Origin of the sequence: Luteimonas sp. 3794 (assembly GCF_031456825.1) — a bacterium.
GTDB lineage: Bacteria > Pseudomonadota > Gammaproteobacteria > Xanthomonadales > Xanthomonadaceae > Luteimonas.
Genome location: NZ_JAVDVJ010000010.1, coordinates 74,522 through 92,846, shown reverse-complemented (window position 1 = coordinate 92,846; position 18,325 = coordinate 74,522). Strand labels below are relative to the sequence as shown.

Genomic DNA, 18,325 nt, shown 5'->3' with positions numbered 1-18,325 from the left:
CCCGCAGGGCGGATGAGGGTGCTTTCGCAAATGCGCCCCCCCTGATCGACCCTCGCCAAGAACAAACGGTGTCCATTTCCCTTCTGGCTGACGAGGCACATCCCTGCACCAACAGGTGCGTTACACCATCGCTAACGCCGCCGTCACGATGTCCGCCTCCGACGGAATCACCAGGAACGCCGCGCCCGCCAGCGGCGTGAACGTATCGGCGCCCACCACGCGCCGAAGCGGCACGTCGCCGAACCCGGCCTCGGCGATCGCGGTGACGATGCCCTCGCCCACGCCCGCACTGCGCCGGCCCTCGTCCACCACGAGCACGCGGGCACACTCGCCGACATGGCGGGCAATCTCGCCCTCGTTGAGCGGCAACAGCCAGCGCAGATCGACTACGCGCACCCGCCAGCCGCGCTCGGCTTCGATCGCGCGCGCCGCGCGCAGACTCATCGGCACACCATTGCCGAACGTCAGCACGACCAGGTCGGTGGCATCCGCGTCGTAGACGCGCGCCTCGCCGAACGGCATCGCCTGGTCCGGCGTCGGGTATGTCGTCGACCAGCCGCCGTCGCCTGCGGCGTACAGATCCTTGGCCATGTACAGCGCGATCGGTTCGAGGAACAGGCAGACGCGGCCGTCGACCTTGGCCATCGCGGTGAGCGTGCGCAGCATCGTCGCTGCGTCGTCGCCGCGCGAGGGGCAGCCGATGACGATGCCGGGAATGTCGCGCAGTGCGGCAATCGAGTTGTCGTTGTGGAAATGCCCGCCGAACCCGCGCTGGTAGCCCAGCGATGCGATCCGCACGACCATCGGATTGCGGTACTGCCCGTTGCTGAAGAACTGCAGGCTGGCGGCCTCGCCGCGGATCTGGTCGCCGGCATTGTGGAAGTACGCCAGGTACTGGATCTCCGGCAGCGGGAGCATGCCCATGTTGGCGAAGCCCTGCGCCAGGCCGAGGATCGTCGTCTCGTCGAGCAGGGTGTTGAACACGCGTCGGCCGCCGAAGGCCTTCTGCAGCCCCTTGGTCACGGTATAGACACCCCCCTTCTTGGCGACGTCCTCGCCGAACAACAGGGCTTCGGGATACTTTGCGAACAGGTCGTGCAGCGTCTGGTTGATCTGCACCGCGAGATGCTTCGGCGGCTGACGCTCGGGCAGCGCGGCCTCGCTGCCAAAGGCCGCGAGGCGCGCTGCCGCGTCGGGAACACGGGTGGCCTCTTCGTGCACCGGCCCGGGCGAATACGGCGCGAGCGGCGCCATCACATCGTCAAGCCGGGTCAGTCGCGGACGGCTGTCGGCATCTTCCGCGGCTGCGAAACACCGCGCACGCGTGGTTTCATACAACGCCAGCAAATCTTGCTTCGACATCAGGCCGGACTGGAGTGCGATCGCGGCGCTGCGCAGCAGCGGATCGCTGGCCTCGACGGCGCACAATTCCCCCAGCGCGCGCCATTCGATCTCGAAGTCGGTCCCGGCGTGGCCCATGAGACGGACCGTGCGCAGGTGCAGGAAGGTGGGACGCCGCATGCGACGGCAGTGCTCGACCGCGCGTGCCACCTGGCCGTAGCCGGCTCCCAGATCCAGCCCGTCGGCGGCGAAATAGTCGAGGTCCGGGCGGTGGGCGAAATTGCGCGCGATCCAGCCCTCCGGTGTCTTCACTGAAATGCCGATGCCGTTGTCCTCGCAGACGAACAACACCGGCGCGGGCAGCTTCTGGTACGCGGTGTAGGCCGCGGCGTTGAACGCTGTCTGCGCAGTCGCGTGGTTGGTCGACGCATCGCCGAACGAGCACACCACGATGCTGTCGGCGGGCACCGGCAGCGCATGGCCGATACGACGCGCGTGCTCGATCGCGATCGCGGTGCCCAGCGCCTTGGGCAGGTGCGAGGCGATTGTCGAGGTCTGCGGCAGCACCCACAGCGGCTTGCTGCCCCAGACCTTGTGCCGACCGCCGCTGGCCGGATCATCCGCGCTGGCGGCGAACGACAATGCCGAATCCATGACCGGATCCATCCCCGGCACCTTGCGGAACCGCTCCGCCATGAAGCCGCCGCTGCGGTAGTGCAGGAACGCTGGATCGGTATGCCGTGTGACGCGCGCGACCATCGCGTTGCCCTCGTGGCCGCTGGAACCGATCGTGTAGAAGACCTTGTTCTGCACGCGCAGCACGCGTGCCATCAGATCGAGGTGTCGGCTGATCAGCTGCGATTCGAACAGCTCTCGGAAGCCTCGTGCATCGAGAGCGCTGCCGTGGAGAATCGGCGCGTCTTCGGCCGGCGCCGCAGCGCGCGGCCCTTCCCAGTCGCGAACGAACTGCTGGAAATTCGCGTCGCAGATCTCGGCGCGGTTGAGCCCCTTCATGCGGGCCGGGATCGGATCGGGAACGACTGCGAACATCGAGTCACCTTCAGTCCGTGGCCGCGAGCCTCGCGGCGTTCACCGGCGCGGGCGCCGGCATGTCGATGAAACCCGGCGTGCCGCGCACGCGCGTCAGCCAGTCTTGCAGCGCGGGATACGGGGCCAGGTCGAGGCCGCCGTCGGGCGCGACGGCGGTATAGGCGAACAGCGCAATATCGGCGACGCCATAAACGCTGCCGGAAAACCATGCCGCGCCGCCCGCGAGATGGCCCTCCATGACCGCCAGCGCACGATGGCCACGCGCCTGCAGCGCGGGAAGTTCAGCGCGGCGCGACGAATCGGCTTCGGTCCAGCCGCGGATGAAACGCGCGACCGCGATCGCCGGCTCATGGCTGTACTGCTCGAAGAACATCCAGCGCAGCGCCTGCGCGTGCTGCCAGGGATCAGTCGGCAGCAACGGCGTGCCGGCGGCGAGGAAACACAGGATCGCGTTCGACTCGACCAGGACGCGGCCGTCCTCGAGCTCCAGCATCGGCACCTGGCCGTTCGGATTCTTCGCCAGATACGCCGGCGTGCGCGTCTCGCCGCGACTGCTGTCGGTTTCGATCCACGTGTAGGGCCGCCCGAGTTGCGCCAGCAGCAGACGCACCTTGTGGCAGTTGCCGGACGGCGAGTACCCGTAGACGACGGTCATGCAGGAGTCGCCCTGCCCGCCTGCCACTGGGCGCGCGTCTGACCCCATATCTCCATTGGGTCGGTGTCAAACGGTGCGGGCAGCAGACCCATGCGCAGAAAGCACGAGCCCAGCTTTTCCGCGACACGTTTCGAACCGGCATTGGCCGGTGCAATGGTGTGAATCACTTCGTCCCAGCCCAGCGTGTCGAATGCCCAATCGATCGTCGCGGCCGCCGCTTCAGGCCCGTACCCCTGCCCCCACGATGCGCGACGCAGGCTCCAGCCCACTTCGGGACCCGGCCATCCGAACGGCTGCCAAGGCCCGACCCGGCCGATCCAGTCGCCGCTGGCCTTCTCGATCACCGAGAACATGCCGTATCCCAGCAAATGCCAACTGCCCACCAGTGCGGCCAGGCTGCGCCAGGCCGTCGGTGGCGGCTGCACGCCACCGAGGTGACGCATGGTCTCCGCATCGCCGGCAAATTCGGCATACGCCTCGAAGTCCTCGCGCCGCGGCAGGCGCAGGATCAGGCGTTCGGTTTCGAGCTGGACATCCGGATATGGCACGTCGTGACCTCCTGGAACGTCGGTGCAGTGGCCTCGGTCCCCGCCGCGCATGCGGCGCCCGGACCGCGGGTGTCAGAACGCGCTGATCCCGGTCAGCTCACGCCCGACCACGAGCTGATGCACGGTCTCGGTGCCCTCGTAGGTGATCACCGATTCGAGATTGAGCGCGTGGCGGATCGGACTGTGCTCGGTGGTGATACCGGCGCCGCCGAGCAGGTCACGCGCTTCGCGCGCGATGTCGATCGCCATGCGGCAGTTGTTCCACTTCGCCAGCGACACCTGCGTGGGCTGCATGTTGCCCGCATCCTTCAGGCGACCGAGCTGCAGCGACAGCAACTGCGCCGTGGTGATGCGGCGCGCCCAGTCGGCCATCTTGATCTGCGCGCTCTGCGTCGCCGCGACCGGGCGTTCGAACAGAATGCGTTCCTTGGAGTAGTTCAGTGCTTCGTCGAGGCAGGCGATCGCCGCACCGATCGGCCCCCAGGTGATGCCGTAACGCGCCTGGGTCAGGCAGCCCAGCGGGCCTTTCAGACCCTTGACGTTAGGCAGGCGGTTAGCCTCCGGCACGCGCACGCCATCGAAGTACAGCGCGCTGGTCACCGACGCCCGCAGGCTCATCTTGTGCTTGATCTCCTGCGCGGTGAAGCCGGCGAAGTCTTTCTCGACCAGGAACCCCTGGATGCCCTCGTCGGTCTGCGCCCAGACGATCGCCACATGGGCTAGATTGCCGTTGGTGATCCACATCTTGGAACCGGTGAGCACCCAATCGTCGCCGTCGCGTTTGGCGTGGGTCTTCATGTTCGCCGGATCCGAGCCGCCATGCGCTTCGGTCAAGCCGAAGCAGCCGATGACCTCGCCCTTGGCCATGTCGGGCAGCCAGCGTCGGCGCTGCGCTTCGGAGCCGTAGGCAAAGATCGGATACATGCACAGCGAGGACTGCACGCTGGCGAAGCTGCGCAGACCCGAATCGCCGCGCTCGAGTTCCTGGCAGATCAGGCCGTAGCTGACCGAGTTGAGGCCGGCGCAGCCGTACTCCTCCGGCAGCGTTGCACCAAGCAACCCGAGGCTGGCCATCTCGGGGATCAGTTCGTTCGGGAAGCGCGCCTGGTCGAAGCAGTCACCGATGATCGGCAGCACGCGTTCGTCGGTGAAGCGCGCCACTGCATCCTGTACTGCACGCTCCTCGTCGGACAGCAGCGAACGCACGTCGTAGAGATCGTAGGGATGCAGGGCCATGGCGGATCGTCCCGGAGGGTGATCGGCTGATTGTATCGAGGGCAACGATTGCGTGCCGACCCGGGCCTGGACGTGCGAAGGGCCGGCATTGGCCGGCCCTTCGGGTCACGCGATCACGCGGTGAATCGTTACTGGCGCTCGGCCGACGACTCCATCGCGGCCGTCATGATCCGGCCGTTGATGACCGGCAGACGCTCCTCCGGACGCTCGTCCATACGGATGGTGCGCTCGGTACCGTCGTAGACGTAGGTCACGTCGTAGCCGACCGTGCGCTCTTCATCGCCCAGCAGGATGCGGTTGCCCGGCTTGGCGTCGGTGCGCATAGAGCCGGTCGTGCCGTCGGGATTGCGATAGCTGACGTTGTAGGCGACGACGCGCGAGGACTGTGACGAATCCTGCACCGTGCGGCACTGGCGATCGACGCGCTCCACGACGCGGCCACCCACATGGTTGCGGTCGACGCGGTTACCGACGAATCCGCCCGCAGTCGCGCCAGCGGCCGTGGCCAGCTTGCGGCCGTTTCCGCTGCCGATCTGGTTGCCGACCAAGCCACCGATCAGTGCGCCGGCTACCGTGCCGCCGACATTGCCGTCGCGTTCCGGAAGCCGCTCCTGCACCACCACGTCTTCGCAGACCTCACGCGGCGAGCTGCTGGTCATGGTTTCGCGGATCGGCTCACTGCCCAGCACGGTGGCATAGAGCTGCCCGGTTTCGGTCACCGGGCGGACATCGACGACGTCGGCATAGGCCAGCGCGTCGGTTGCGGTGCCGATAGGCTCGCCGGTTTTCGCGTCGATGGCGCCGGGTGCATCCGCGCCGGCAACCGGATCGACCGCATCGCGGCTGTTGTGATACGCGCCGACGGCCACGCCACCCACGAGCAGGGACGCCAATGCAATCGCGATCGTGTTGCTCTTCATCGCTCTCTCCTTTCGACCTGGACGGCCTGTTGCGTTCTTGGTGCCGATTGCAGCATTCGCATGCTGAACAGCCACCGGAATATGACCCTCCAGCCTGAGGACCCGCTAAACCGGGGTTGCACAACCGCGTGCTAGCGTCCATTTGCTGTTGTGAATTCCGCCGCTGGAGGCCGCCGTGCGCAATCCCCTGTCTGTCCCGCTCATCGCCTGGCTGTCGCGGCTGAGCTACCCGCGCATCTTCATGGTCACCGCCGTGCTGTTCGGGGTGAACCTGCTGATTCCCGACCCGATCATCCTGATCGACGAGGTCCTGCTCGGCCTGGCAACCGTCGTGCTGGCCAAGCGCAAGCGCGCGCCCAAGCCGGGCGACGAAGCGCCCCGCCCGCCTCTGGACGGCGAGGCGCGTCGCTCCTGAGCACTGCCATGCTGGTCGACAGCCACTGCCATCTCGATGCGTCGGAGTTCGACCCCGATCGCGAGGCTGTCATCGCGCGAGCGCGGCAGGCCGGGATCACGCACCAGGTGATTCCGGCGACCCACGCCGAGGCTTGGCCGAAGCTGCGCGATGTCTGCGCGGCCGCGCCCGGCCTGCATGCGACCTACGGGCTGCATCCCACATTCCTCACGCGCCACAGGCACGAGCACCTCGACGCGCTTGCCGAATGGGTCGAACGCGAGCGCCCGGTCGCCATCGGCGAGTGCGGCCTGGATCGCTTCGTCGAAGGCCTCGATTCCGACGCGCAACTGCATTATTTCGAAGGCCAGCTGCGGCTCGCGCATGCGCACGATCTGCCGGTGATCGTGCATGCGCGACGCGCGGTGGAAGAAACCATCGGCCTGCTGCGCCGCTTCGACGGGCTGCGCGGCGTGGTTCACAGTTTCAGCGGCAGCCCCGAACAGGCCACGCAGTTGTGGAAGATCGGCTTTCTGATCGGGCTCGGCGGGCCGCTGACCTATGACCGCGCCAAGCGTCTGCATCGCGTGGTCGCGGAGATGCCGATCGAACAGCTGCTGCTCGAAACCGACGCGCCTGACCAGCCCGACGCCGATCACCGTGGTCAGCGCAACGAGCCGTCACGGCTGTCGCGCATCCGCGACGTGGTGGCGCAGCTGCGCGGTATTACGCCCGATGAGGTCGCCGCCCGGACGTCGCGCAATGCGCTGACGCTGTTCCGGATCGACGCGGACTGAAACGCCTGCTCAGGCCGCGATCTCGGCCGGCGGTTTGAGCAGCAGTTCGATCGCGCGGCCCACGGCGGCGAATGCGAACGCGCCTGTGATGTGCGTCGCCGCGCCCAGACCACTGCCGCAATCGAGATTCAGCGCCGCATCGGGACCGAGCTGCGGACGGATGCCGCAAACCGTGCCATCCGCCTGCGGGTAGCGCACATTCTCCAGCGAATAGATCGCCGAGACGCCGAAGTAGCGCTTGACGGTTTTCGGGAAATTGAACTCCGCGCGCAGCTTCTTGCGGATCAGCGCCAGCATCGCGTCGTGTTCGGTGCGTGACAGGTCGCGCACGCGGACCAGGGTCGGGTCGACGCGTCCGCCCGCGGCGCCCACCGTGATTACCGGCAACTTGCGACGACGGCACCAGGCAATCAGTTCCACCTTGCTGCGGAAGCTGTCGCAGGCATCGATGACGAGATCGAAGCCGCCGCCGAGCATCTCTTCCAGATTGGTCGGGGTCACGAAAGCCTGCACGGCGTGCAGTTCCATCGACGGATTGATCGCGCGACAGCGCTCGGCCATCGCCTCGGCCTTGTTGCGCCCGTACTGCCCCGCGAGCGCGGGCAGTTGCCGGTTGGTGTTGGAGACGCAGATGTCGTCGGCATCGATCAGGGTTAGCGCGCCGACGCCGGTCCGCGCGAGCGCCTCGGCGACCCACGAGCCGACGCCGCCCAGCCCGACCACCGCAACGTGCCGCTGCAGCAGGCGCGTGACGCTGCCCTGCCCGTACAGGCGTTCGATGCCGGAAAAGCGTGCACGTGCGTCGTCGTCCATGCGCACAGTTTAACGGGGGCGAAGGCCCGCGCGGCGGCATGTTAGTGTCGCGCAGCCCCGCAGCTCGACAGGAATTGCGATGTCCACGGCACCTCCGCCCCCTACCCAGTCGCCGCGCACACCTCCCTCGGCAGCCGGCTATCTGGTGGTGTTCGCGATTGGTTTGCTGATGGGTATCGTATTGATCGTGGTGATGCTGCGCGTGCTCGATGCCCGCAAGACCTGGCAGGACCGCTATCCCGCCGCACTGATGCAGCTCTACCAGGCGCAGATGGCCCAGCTGTCGGGAAATCTGGATGCCAACCGCTGCGCAACGAGCGATACCGTTGGGCATCTGCAGACGATGCGGGCTCTGTCCAACGATCTCGAACCCGCCTTCCCCGCCCTGCGTGACCACCGGGGCTTCGTCGCTCATGCAGCCGACGCCCGTCGCACGCTCGATACAGCGCTGGCGTCGCCGCCGGTGGACTGCGCAGGCCTGCGCACGACGATCGATTCAATCGGAGCGACCTGCAGCGCCTGTCACCAAGACGTGCGCGGGTGATGCCGAAGCCGCGATTCGACTGAACGGGCGCTGCACGTTTCTGCTGGCGCCGGCGGAATTGCTGCGTCATTCACGCACACCTGCCTAGCGTTGACCCGTCGGGCCGATCACGCCCGCGCTCCCTTAAGAATGCTGCGAATGCAGCGGAGGCTTGCCCCATGAAGACTGGTCTGATCGGAACCGCCGTACTGGCCGCGTCCGTCGCCCTTGCCGGCTGCGCGACCTCGCCCGGATCCTCGTCCGGCTACGGCAACAGTGGCTATGGCAATAGTGGCTACGGCCGCCCCGCGAACTGTTACGACTGCGGCACCGTTACGCGGATCGATACCATCCGCGGCAACAGCAACCCCAATGTCGCCGGGCCGCTGATCGGCGGCGTCGTGGGCGCGGTCGCTGCGAAGGAGCTTGCGCGGCGCAACACCGACAGCGAGGGCCGTCGCAACGTCGCGATCGGCGCGGGTGCGATCGGTGGTGCCGTCGCCGGCAACGCGATCCAGAACCGCACCGAAGGCGGCAATGTGTACAACGTCCATGTGCGCATGCAGGATGGTCGCACGACCGTGCTGTCGCAGGGCGACGTCAGTGGTCTGCGCGAGGGTTCGAACGTGCGCGTGCAGAACGGTCAGGCCTACGCTTACTGATCGGCGCCGCGCAACCGGACAAGAAAAAACCCGGCGCAAGCCGGGTTTTTTCTGGCTCGAATCCGGCGGGATCAGAGCGGCGTGACAGCATCCGCCTGCAGACCCTTCTGGCCCTGCACGACTTCGAACGAAACCTTCTGGCCTTCCTGCAGCGACTTGAAGCCGGTGCCCTGGATGGCGCGGAAATGCACGAATACGTCTTCACCGCTCTCGCGGCTGATGAAGCCGAAGCCCTTGGCGTCGTTGAACCACTTGACGGTGCCTTCTTCGCGAGTTGCCATGCTGCTCTCTCTCCCTGGAACGTTTCGATGGTTGATCGATGGAACGCCGGATGCGGCGGCTGGTTGCAAGGAGAACACGGGTGCGACGATGCAGCGGACCGGGTGGGACGAGCCAACACGAATCTACTTCACGCAGGGTCACGGTTCACGGTGACCTTGACAAACACAGCGGTTGGAAAGTAACCCGCTGTTTATGAAAATGCAATCCGGGGTTTCCCCAGCTTTTTCCCCTCGTCAAAACCTTGCTGAAACACGCTTGTGTGGAGTTGAAACATGGATCTGAGTGCGCTGTTCTACATCCTGGCGGCGCTGCTCGTCCTAATCGGTCTGGCAGGTGTCGTATTGCCTGCGTTGCCCGGCGTGCCCTTGATGTTCGGCGGCATGCTGCTTGCGGCCTGGGCGGATGGTTTCGAGCGCGTCGGCGTCTGGTCGCTGGTCACGCTGGGCGTGTTGACGGCGGTGTCGTTCGCGGTGGACTTCTGGGCAACCGCGCTCGGCGCGAAACGGGTCGGTGCCAGCAGGCTCGCGCTGGTCGGCACGATCATCGGTACCTTCGTCGGCCTGTTCTTCGGTCTGCCGGGCCTGTTTGCCGGCCCGTTCGTGGGCGCAGTGATCGGCGAGCTGATCAGCCGCCGCGATCTGCGCCCGAGCGGGCTCGGTCAGGCGACCCGGGTGGGCATCGGCACCTGGGTGGGGATCGCCATCGGCGTGGCGCTCAAGCTTGCCCTTGCGGTGCTGATGCTGGCGGTCTTTGCATTCGCCTGGTGGTGGTGAGTGCACTATCGTCGCGCTTCGACCGCACGCGAACGACTGCAACATGCACGATGTCCCCCTGCCCAAGCTTTTCCCGGCACGCCTGACCTGCGTGATGGGCTGTGTCCTCATCGCACTGCTGGCAGCCGCGCTCTCCGCACCGCTCCATGCAGCCACGCCCGGCGTCTCGACGTCGGCCGTTGCCGCAGCACCTGCCGCGCAGCCAGTCCCTGCCGTTGCTGAAACGGCGCACGGCAGCGTCGTTGATGAAGTCGATGTGCGCACCCGCCTGGAACAGGTCTACGACGAAGCCGAACTGCGGGTACTTCGCCTCCTCGCCAACCTGCCGCTGCTGCTCGCCGCTGCGCTGATCGTGTTCCTGGCCTCGTGGATCGGCGGCTTCATCTCGCAACGGCTGCATTGGCTGCGCCTGCGCACGCGCAATCCTTACCTGGATGGTCTGATCCGGCGCGCGGTCCGTGCGGTGATCCTGCTGATCGGCTTTCTCGTCGCGCTGGATCTGCTCAATGCCACCGCACTCGTCGGCGCGATGCTGGGGTCGGCCGGCGTGTTGGGGCTGGCGCTGGGCTTCGCGTTCAAGGACATCGCCGAGAACTACATCGCCGGCATCCTGCTGAGCCTGCGACGGCCGTTCGAACCCGGCGAGCTGGTCAGAATCGACAGCTACGAAGGCAAGGTGGCGGCGCTCAGCGCGCGTGCCATGACGCTGATCACGCTGGAAGGCAACGAGTTGCGCCTGCCCAATGCGCTGGTGTTCAAGGCCGTGATCCTCAATTACACCAGCAACCCGAAGCGGCGCTTCGATTTCACCTTCAGCATCGATGCCAGCCAGTCGATCCGCAAGGCGCACGCGATCGCCATGGAGGAGATCGCCAGCATCGCGGACGTGCTGACCGACCCTGCGCCGTCGTGGACCGTGGTCGAGTTCGGCGCCAGCGGCAGCGTGCTGCGTTTCTTCGGCTGGGTGGACCAACGCCACAGCGATCTGGGCAAGACCCGCAGCGAGGCGATCCGCCTTGTGAAGGGCGCATTCTGGCGCGAAGGGATACAAGGGCCGAAGACCACGACACATGTGGTGCTGGCCAAAGACGAAGCGACCGCCACTCCGGCGCTCGCCGACCAGGAGCCAGCCACCAGCGCTGGCGTCGACACCTCGGTCAACCGGGATATCGACCGCCAGGTCGCCGAGGTGCAGAGTACCGACGAACGCAACCTCCTCACGCTCAAGGACGCGACCTGATCATGCGACCCGCCTACCTGTTTCCCGCTGCTTTGGCTGCAGCTTCCAGTCTTGCCTATGCGCAGGTGCCCGAAGGGCCCAGCCTCGCCCCCACCGCGCCGGCGAGCCTCGACGCCTGCGTGGCGCTCGAGCAGGACGCCCAGCGCCTGGCCTGTTTCGACACCATGACCGGACGGGCTGCGCGTACGCCGGAGCAGGCCGACACCGAGGCCGCCGTCGCACGCGAGTTGCGCAAGGATCCGGCCCTGCGCGCGGACGCGCTGGCCGAGGGCACCGCATCGCACAGTCTTTATGCCCACGATGGCGGCGACCACCTCGCCAACGCGATCGCCAACGTCGGCCAGGGCTCGCTGCTCGACAGTCGCTGGGAACTGGCCAAGGACTCCAAGCTCGGCATCTTCAATATGCGGGCCTACAAGCCGGTCTATCTGTTGCCGGCCTTCTGGACCTCCGACGTCAACCAGACGCCGTCATCGCCGAATCCGGACAACACGTTGACCACGCCCCAGGGGCTCGACAGCCTGGAGGCGAAGTTCCAGCTGAGCTTCAAGACCAAGGCGGTCGAGAACCTGTTCGGCAGCAATGGCGACATCTGGATGGGCTACACCCAGAGCTCGCGGTGGCAGGTCTACAACACCGAGGAGTCGCGCCCGTTCCGCGAGACCAATTACGAACCCGAAGTGCTGATGGTCTTCCGCAACGGCTACAGCCTGCCCGGCGGCTGGCATGGCCGCATGGCCGCGATCGGCGTCAACCACCAGTCCAACGGGCGCGGCGATCCGCTGTCGCGCAGTTGGAACCGGGTGATGTTCAATTTCGGATTCGACCGCGATGACTGGGCACTCGTGGTACGCCCTTGGGTGCGCATCTCGGACGGCAGCGAGGACGACAATCCGGATATCGAGGACTACATGGGGCGCGGCGACATGACCCTGACCCACGTCCGCGGCGGTCACATGTACACGCTGATGGGTCGACATACGCTGCGCGGCGGCGAACGCTCGCGCGGCGCGCTGCAGTTCGACTGGGGCTTCCCGATCCACCGCAATTTCCGTGGCCACCTGCAGGTGTTCAACGGCTACGGCGAAAGCCTGATCGACTACAACCACAAGGCCACCTACGTCGGCCTGGGCATTTCGCTGCTCGACTGGTTCTGAGGCGCGTCCACTGACGACCTGACGCCGTCGTCGCCTCACCCGGGCGGCGACGGCGCGATCTGCCCTATGCTCGGCAGCATCTCCCGCCGACCGGTTCATGCATGGACGCTGCCGCTGAACGCCCCCGCCGCTCGTTCTTGGCCTACGCATCGGCCCTGCTGGGCTTGCTCAGCGTCTTCGGCGTCGTCTGCTTCCACTTTCCCGACCTGCTGACCAGCCGCGAATTCCGCGCGGTCTACAACGAATATTTCGCACGACACCTCCTGCTGGTCGGGCTGGTCGCGGCCTTCATCCTGGGAACGCTGGCGATCCTGCGTGACCGCAACAAGCGCATCGCGACGGTCGGGGTCGGCAGCGCGACGCTCGCCGTGCTGCTCGGTGGCAGCAACGTGCAGTTCGAGGGCATTGGCGAGACGCCCTACTCGCTGGGGCTGGACTGGTTCGTGATCTCGCTGTTCTTCTCCGCGTTGGTGTTCGTGCCGCTGGAGCGGTATCTGGGCAAACGTCGGCTGTCGCCGCTGCGGCGCGGCTGGCGAACGGACATGACCTACTTCTTCATGAGCCACGTGCTCGTGCAGTTCATCCTGATCCTGGTGACCGCCTCCACCTCGACGATCGCCGGCCTGGCCGCGTTTCCGGCGCTCAAGGATGCGATCCAGTCGCTGCCCGTCTGGGCGCAGTTCCTGATCGCGGTGTTCGTCGCCGACATGGCGCAGGCCCTGCTGCACCGCGCGTATCACAACGTGCCGTGGCTCTGGCGCTTCCACGCCGTGCACCATTCCAGTCGCGAGATGGACTGGCTCGCCGGCTCGCGCATCCACTTCGTCGAAATCGTACTCACGCGCAGCATCGTGCTGCTGCCACTGCTCGTGCTCGGTTTCTCCACGCCGGCGGTCAACGCCTACGTGATTCTCGTCGGCCTGCAAGCGGTACTCGCCCACGCCAACATCGGCGTGCGCTTCGGCTGGCTCGAATACCTGCTGGTGCTGCCGCGCTATCACCACTGGCACCACGCGCGGCAGCAGGACTACATCGACGTCAACTACGCCATCCACCTGCCGCTGGTCGACATGCTGATGGGCACGTTCAAGCTGCCGCGCGACCAGACGCAGTGGCCGGAAGAATACGGCGTCATGAAACTGGAGACCGTGCCGCAGGGCATCGTCGAGCAGCATCTGATGCCGTTCCGGCGGAAGAAGACATTCGACGCGTTTGTCGAATGACGCTGCCGGCAGGATCCGGCAGCGCTTGCACTGCGCGGCAATCCCGCCGCCCGATGCGCATGCATCAACGCCAGTCGGTGATGCCCTCGCGCCGGTAGACCTCGGCAAATGCCGGACGTGCTTTCAGGCGATCCGCGTAGGCTTTCAATACCGGCCAGGTATCACTCGGCGTGGGCATGTTGCGCGACCAGCGCATCAGCATCACCAGCATGAAATCGACCACGCTCACTGCGTCGCGCAGCACATACGGGCCGTGCGTGGACAGGTGCGCCGCAAGATGCTGCCAGCCGCCTTCCAGACGCTCGCGTGCCCGCTCCCGTGTCGCATCCACATGCTCGGCACCGGCCATCTCCTGCGGATAGAACCACGCACGGTACGCGGGCTGCAGGGTATTGGCGCACCAGAACATCCAGCGATAGGCCTCAGCACGCCCGGCGGTGCCGGGCGCCGGCAGCAGTGCGGCTTCCGGATGCCGTTCGGCGAGGTGCAGCGCGATGGCCGCTGCTTCCGTCAGCACCTGTCCGTCGAGGACGAGCGTCGGTACCAGACCGGCCGGATTCAAGGCGAGATACGCCGCCGTCTTGTGCTCGCGCTTCTCGAAATCCAGCAACACCAGTGCGTGCTCGATCTTCAATTCCAGCAGCAGCCAGTGCACCACCAGGGCGGCGGTGCTGGGGGATCCGTACAAGGTGGTGCGCATGTGCATGGTTCTCTCGACGGAGGCTCGCATTGTGCGCGCGAGCGGAGATTCCGGGCAGCCCAACCTGGCCGTCGGGCGGGACCGCCAACGAGAACGGCGCCCTGGGGCGCCGTTCTCGTTCAAGCGTCGCATCGACCAGGGATCGATACGTGACGCTGGCGCAGCAACGCGCTTCAGGCGATCTCGACCACCGGAATCCCGCCGATGCGTGCCTTCCACTCGCACGGGCCGGTCTCGTGCACCGAGGTGCCGGCCGAATCGACGGCGACGGTCACCGGCATGTCCTGCACGGTGAACTCGTAGATCGCTTCCATGCCGAGGTCCTCGAACGCGAGCACCTTCGCCGCCTTGATCGCCTTCGACACCAGATACGCCGAGCCGCCGACCGCCATCAGGTAGACCGACTGATGCTTTTTGATCGCCTCGATCGCGGTCGGCCCGCGCTCGGCCTTGCCGACCATGCCCAGCAGGCCGGTCTGTTCGAGGATCTGGTCGGTGAACTTGTCCATGCGCGTCGCGGTGGTCGGGCCCGCGGGGCCGACGACTTCATCGCGCACCGGATCGACCGGGCCGACGTAATAGATGAAGCGACCCTTGAGATCGACCGGCAGTGTCTCGCCGCGGTTGAGCATTTCGACCATGCGCTTGTGCGCGGCGTCGCGGCCGGTCAGCAGCTTGCCGCTGAGCAGCAGTACCTCACCCGGCTTGAAGGTCGTGACCTCGTCCGGCGTGATCGTGTCGAGGTCGACGCGGCGCGCGCCGGTCGGGTTGTAAGTCAGCTCCGGCCAGTCGGCCAGCGACGGCGGATCGAGCATCACCGGGCCGCTGCCGTCGAGCGTGAAGTGCGCATGACGCGTGGCCGCGCAGTTCGGGATCAGCGCCACCGGGAGATTCGCCGCGTGGGTCGGGAAATCCTTGACCTTGATGTCGAGCACCGTGGTCAGGCCGCCCAGGCCCTGCGCGCCGATGCCGAGCGCGTTGACCTTGTGGTAGAGCTCCAGCCGCAGTTCCTCGGCACGGGTCGACGCGCCGCGCGCCTGCAGCTCGACGATGTCGATCGGCTCCATCAGCGCTTCCTTGGCCAGCAGCATCGCCTTCTCGGCGGTGCCGCCGATGCCGATGCCGAGCATGCCCGGCGGGCACCAGCCGGCGCCCATCGTCGGCACGGTCTTGAGCACCCAGTCGACGATCGAATCGGACGGATTGAGCATCGCGAACTTCGACTTCGCTTCCGAGCCGCCGCCCTTGGCCGCGACGATCACATCCACGGTGTTGCCGGGCACGATCTTGACGTTGACCACGCCCGGGGTGTTGTCCTTTGTATTGATGCGCTTGCCCGCGGGATCAGCCAGGACCGAAGCGCGCAGCTTGTTGTCCGGGTGCGCGTAGGCGCGGCGCACGCCCTCGTTGACCATGTCCTCGACGCCCATCGTCGCGTCGTCCCAGCGCACCGACATGCCGACTTCAAGGAACACGGTGACGATGCCGGTGTCCTGGCAGATCGGCCGGTGGCCCTCGGCGCACATGCGCGAATTGATCAGGATCTGCGCGATCGCGTCCTTCGCGGCCGGCGATGCCTCGCGCTCGTAGGCGGCGGCGAGGTTCTTGATGTAGTCGACCGGGTGGTAGTAGCTGATGTACTGCAGCGCGTCGGCGACGGACTGGATCAAATCTTCCTGGCGGATCTGGGTCACGGCGCTCAAGGCCTCAGGCTGGGAGCCGATAGTGTAACTTCAGGCGCTGCCACGCCCGGTCCCGCGAGGCTGCCGCGCTGGCGGACCGAGGCGCGATCACCGGGCACTCCGGCCACCCAGGGCGACGTACGATGACGGCAACGCCACACGCGCCTCCCCCTTTTCGACCGGACGCGCGGCAGATCGAAAAGCTCTACGGCGCGCTGTGGGACACCACGACGGACGCGGTGCTGATCCTCGATGTCGACAGCACCATCGTGTCTGCCAACCCTGCGGTCCGGGACGTACTGGGCTATCGACCCGAGGATCTCGTCGGCCGGAATCTCGAGGTGCTGCAGCACATGCGTCATCGCGAGGCGCATCGGCATGGCATGCGCCGCTATCTGGAAAGCGGGGTCCGCACGCTCGACTGGCGATCGACCGAGGTCCCCGCGATCCGCGCCGATGGGGCCGAGGTGCCCGTCGACATTTCCTTCGCCGACATCGAGATGGAGGGCCGGCGACTGTTTGTCGGCTTTTTCCGCGACATCAGCGCGCGCAAGCGCGCCGAGGAAGCCCTCTGGAACGAGAAGGAGCGTGCGCAGACGACCTTGCGCTCGATTGCCGACGGCGTAGTGACCGTGGATTGTGATGGCACCATCACCTTCCTCAACGCGGCCGCTGAGCTGCTGACGGGCTGGCATTACGACGAAGCGATCGCCCGCAACTGCGGCCAGGTCCTGCACCTTGTCGACGAGGAGAGCGAGGCGACAGTGCTCGACCTTGTTGTCCGCGCGCTCGACAGCGGCGAGGCCCTCCAGCTTGGGGACCGCAGCCTGCTCGTCCGGCGCGACGGCGAGGTGTTCTCGATCGAGGGATCGATCGCGCCCCTGGCCGATCGCGGCCCTCGGCCGGCCGGTGCGGTGATCGCGTTTCGCGACGTGTCCCCGTCCAGACGCATGGCGGCCGAGATCAGCTACCAGGCACGACATGATCCGCTGACCGGACTCGTCAATCGCAACGAGTTCAATCGCCGGCTGCGGGCCGCACTCAAGAGCGCAACCCGGCAGGGCCTCTCGCACTCGCTGCTGTACCTGGACCTCGACCAGTTCAAGGTGGTCAACGACACCTGCGGCCACATGGCTGGAGACGAGCTCTTGCGGCAGGTCTCGACCGTGCTCAGGGCCGCACTGGGGCGGACCGACGTCCTGGCCAGACTCGGCGGCGACGAGTTCGGCGTGCTGCTCGAGAACAGTGCGCCCGATGTCTCGCGGGCGACCGCCGGCCGGCTGCGCCGCGCCGCGTCGGATCTGGCCTTCAGCTGGGAGGACAAGCGGTTTCCAGTGGCGGTCAGCATCGGGCAGGTCGATTTCAGCGATGGCAGCATGACGCCCATGGAGATCCTCAGCACGGCGGACGCGGCGTGCTATGTCGCCAAGGATCAAGGGCGCAACCGGGTCCATGTCTATCGACCGCAGGACGAGGCGCTGGCGCGCCGCCATGGCGAGATGGAGTGGATCGGGCGCGTCAACCGCGCATTGGAGGAAGGACGGCTTCTGCTGCACGCCCAGCCCATCTATGGCCTGCAGGATGGTCATGTGCTGCATCACGAGGTCCTGCTGCGGATGCGCGACACCGATGGCACCCTCGTGATGCCGATGGCTTTCATACCGGCGGCCGAACGCTACGGCCTGATGCCGACGCTCGACCGCTGGGTGATCGGCAATGTCCTGGCGCGGCTGCGCGCCGGCACGCAGGCCGAACAGGTGTTCGCGGTCAACCTGTCGGGCGCTTCGCTGGCCGACGAGGGCTTGGCTGTGTTCGTGCGCGAGGCATTCGATGCCACCGGCGTCGACCCGGCGCGGATCTGCTTCGAGATCACCGAGACCGCGGCCATCGGCAACCTGGCCCAGGCATCGGCGCTGATGGTCGAACTCAAGGCCCTGGGCTGCACCTTCGCGCTGGACGATTTCGGCAGCGGCATGTCCTCGTTCGCCTATCTCAAGCACCTGCCGGTGGATTATCTGAAGATCGACGGCGCGTTCGTCCGCGATCTGCTCGTCGACCCGATCGACCAGGCGATGGTGGAAGCCATCAACCACATCGGCCACATGATGGGCCTGCGCACCATTGCCGAGTTCGCCGAGGACGCAGCGATCGTCCAGCGACTGCGCGAGATCGGCGTGGACTACGCCCAGGGATACGCTCTCGCCAGGCCCGCGCCGCTGATCTGACACCTGTCGACGCGGGCGGCATGCCGGTTCCGGCACGCCATCACGGCCGCATGCGCGGCCGGACTCTCCCGTCTGCGGGTGCCAGACGCCGGCGTTCCGCCGAC

At 66.6% G+C, this 18,325-nt stretch carries 18 protein-coding genes; 9 read left to right on the top strand and 9 right to left on the bottom strand.

The features are described 5' to 3' along the window. Nucleotides 1-120: 120 nt before the first annotated feature. The 5 genes from J2X52_RS13480 to J2X52_RS13460 all read right to left on the bottom strand — a co-directional run bounded on the left by J2X52_RS13480 (nt 121) and on the right by J2X52_RS13460 (nt 5,750). On the bottom strand, nt 121-2,391 hold the full coding sequence (locus J2X52_RS13480; RefSeq protein WP_310154278.1) for a thiamine pyrophosphate-dependent enzyme: 2,271 nt from the start codon (nt 2,389-2,391) through the stop codon (nt 121-123). 10 nt (nt 2,392-2,401) lie between these two features. Next, the gene (locus tag J2X52_RS13475) at nt 2,402-3,046 is read right to left on the bottom strand and encodes a glutathione S-transferase family protein (protein ID WP_310154276.1); all 645 of its coding nucleotides are present in this window, start codon (nt 3,044-3,046) and stop codon (nt 2,402-2,404) included. Next, nucleotides 3,043-3,594 carry a GNAT family N-acetyltransferase gene (locus J2X52_RS13470; RefSeq protein ID WP_310154274.1) on the bottom strand — a complete coding sequence of 184 codons (552 nt, stop codon included), beginning with the start codon at nt 3,592-3,594 and terminating at the stop codon, nt 3,043-3,045. Before J2X52_RS13470 ends, J2X52_RS13475 begins: the two co-directional genes overlap by 4 nt. Nucleotides 3,595-3,666: 72 nt before the next feature. Continuing rightward, a complete protein-coding gene (locus tag J2X52_RS13465) occupies nt 3,667-4,830 on the bottom strand; it encodes an acyl-CoA dehydrogenase family protein (protein ID WP_310154272.1) in 1,164 nt (387 codons plus the stop codon). A 128-nt stretch (nt 4,831-4,958) separates the two neighbouring features. Continuing rightward, nucleotides 4,959-5,750: a glycine zipper 2TM domain-containing protein gene (locus tag J2X52_RS13460; RefSeq protein ID WP_310154270.1), complete on the bottom strand. Its 792-nt coding sequence runs from the start codon at nt 5,748-5,750 to the stop codon at nt 4,959-4,961. Nucleotides 5,751-5,925: 175 nt separating this feature from the next. Here J2X52_RS13460 and J2X52_RS13455 point away from each other — a divergent pair, with 175 nt between their 5' ends. Together J2X52_RS13455 and J2X52_RS13450 are read left to right on the top strand one after the other, a co-directional pair. Further along, the gene (locus tag J2X52_RS13455; RefSeq protein ID WP_310154267.1) at nt 5,926-6,165 is read left to right on the top strand and encodes a DUF6116 family protein; all 240 of its coding nucleotides are present in this window, start codon (nt 5,926-5,928) and stop codon (nt 6,163-6,165) included. A gap of 8 nt (nt 6,166-6,173) precedes the next feature. Beyond that, the gene (locus J2X52_RS13450) at nt 6,174-6,941 is read left to right on the top strand and encodes a TatD family hydrolase (protein WP_310154265.1); all 768 of its coding nucleotides are present in this window, start codon (nt 6,174-6,176) and stop codon (nt 6,939-6,941) included. Nucleotides 6,942-6,950: 9 nt separating this feature from the next. On the opposite strand, the gene J2X52_RS13445 is transcribed toward J2X52_RS13450, so the two are convergent. Further along, nucleotides 6,951-7,754 carry a tRNA threonylcarbamoyladenosine dehydratase gene (locus J2X52_RS13445; protein WP_310154262.1) on the bottom strand — a complete coding sequence of 268 codons (804 nt, stop codon included), beginning with the start codon at nt 7,752-7,754 and terminating at the stop codon, nt 6,951-6,953. 79 nt (nt 7,755-7,833) lie between these two features. Here J2X52_RS13445 and J2X52_RS13440 point away from each other — a divergent pair, with 79 nt between their 5' ends. Together J2X52_RS13440 and J2X52_RS13435 are read left to right on the top strand one after the other, a co-directional pair. Beyond that, entirely contained in the window at nt 7,834-8,298 is a 465-nt protein-coding gene (locus tag J2X52_RS13440; RefSeq protein WP_310154259.1) for a hypothetical protein, read from the top strand. Between the two features lie 158 nt (nt 8,299-8,456). After that, on the top strand, nt 8,457-8,939 hold the full coding sequence (locus J2X52_RS13435; RefSeq protein WP_310154256.1) for a peptidoglycan-associated outer membrane lipoprotein precursor: 483 nt from the start codon (nt 8,457-8,459) through the stop codon (nt 8,937-8,939). Nucleotides 8,940-9,010: 71 nt separating this feature from the next. Here the strand turns inward: J2X52_RS13435 and J2X52_RS13430 are convergent, their stop codons facing one another. Then, on the bottom strand, nt 9,011-9,220 hold the full coding sequence (locus J2X52_RS13430; RefSeq protein WP_310154253.1) for a cold-shock protein: 210 nt from the start codon (nt 9,218-9,220) through the stop codon (nt 9,011-9,013). Between the two features lie 273 nt (nt 9,221-9,493). Between J2X52_RS13430 and J2X52_RS13425 the strand changes: the two genes are divergently transcribed. The 4 genes from J2X52_RS13425 (at nt 9,494) to J2X52_RS13410 (ending at nt 13,614) form a co-directional block, all read left to right on the top strand. Continuing rightward, on the top strand, nt 9,494-9,994 hold the full coding sequence (locus J2X52_RS13425; protein ID WP_310154251.1) for a DUF456 domain-containing protein: 501 nt from the start codon (nt 9,494-9,496) through the stop codon (nt 9,992-9,994). Nucleotides 9,995-10,037: 43 nt separating this feature from the next. Continuing rightward, a complete protein-coding gene (locus J2X52_RS13420; protein WP_310154249.1) occupies nt 10,038-11,234 on the top strand; it encodes a mechanosensitive ion channel family protein in 1,197 nt (398 codons plus the stop codon). 2 nt (nt 11,235-11,236) lie between these two features. Next, nucleotides 11,237-12,391 carry a phospholipase A gene (locus J2X52_RS13415; protein WP_310154246.1) on the top strand — a complete coding sequence of 385 codons (1,155 nt, stop codon included), beginning with the start codon at nt 11,237-11,239 and terminating at the stop codon, nt 12,389-12,391. A gap of 101 nt (nt 12,392-12,492) precedes the next feature. Continuing rightward, nucleotides 12,493-13,614 carry a sterol desaturase family protein gene (locus tag J2X52_RS13410; protein WP_310154243.1) on the top strand — a complete coding sequence of 374 codons (1,122 nt, stop codon included), beginning with the start codon at nt 12,493-12,495 and terminating at the stop codon, nt 13,612-13,614. Nucleotides 13,615-13,678: 64 nt separating this feature from the next. Here J2X52_RS13410 and J2X52_RS13405 read toward each other — a convergent pair whose 3' ends face one another. Further along, nucleotides 13,679-14,314, bottom strand: coding sequence for a glutathione S-transferase family protein (locus tag J2X52_RS13405; RefSeq protein WP_310154240.1), 636 nt, complete (start codon nt 14,312-14,314; stop codon nt 13,679-13,681). Between the two features lie 173 nt (nt 14,315-14,487). After that, on the bottom strand, nt 14,488-16,008 hold the full coding sequence (locus J2X52_RS13400; protein WP_310154237.1) for a fumarate hydratase: 1,521 nt from the start codon (nt 16,006-16,008) through the stop codon (nt 14,488-14,490). A gap of 131 nt (nt 16,009-16,139) precedes the next feature. Here J2X52_RS13400 and J2X52_RS13395 point away from each other — a divergent pair, with 131 nt between their 5' ends. Beyond that, nucleotides 16,140-18,221, top strand: coding sequence for an EAL domain-containing protein (locus tag J2X52_RS13395; RefSeq protein ID WP_310154235.1), 2,082 nt, complete (start codon nt 16,140-16,142; stop codon nt 18,219-18,221). Nucleotides 18,222-18,325 lie beyond the last annotated feature (104 nt).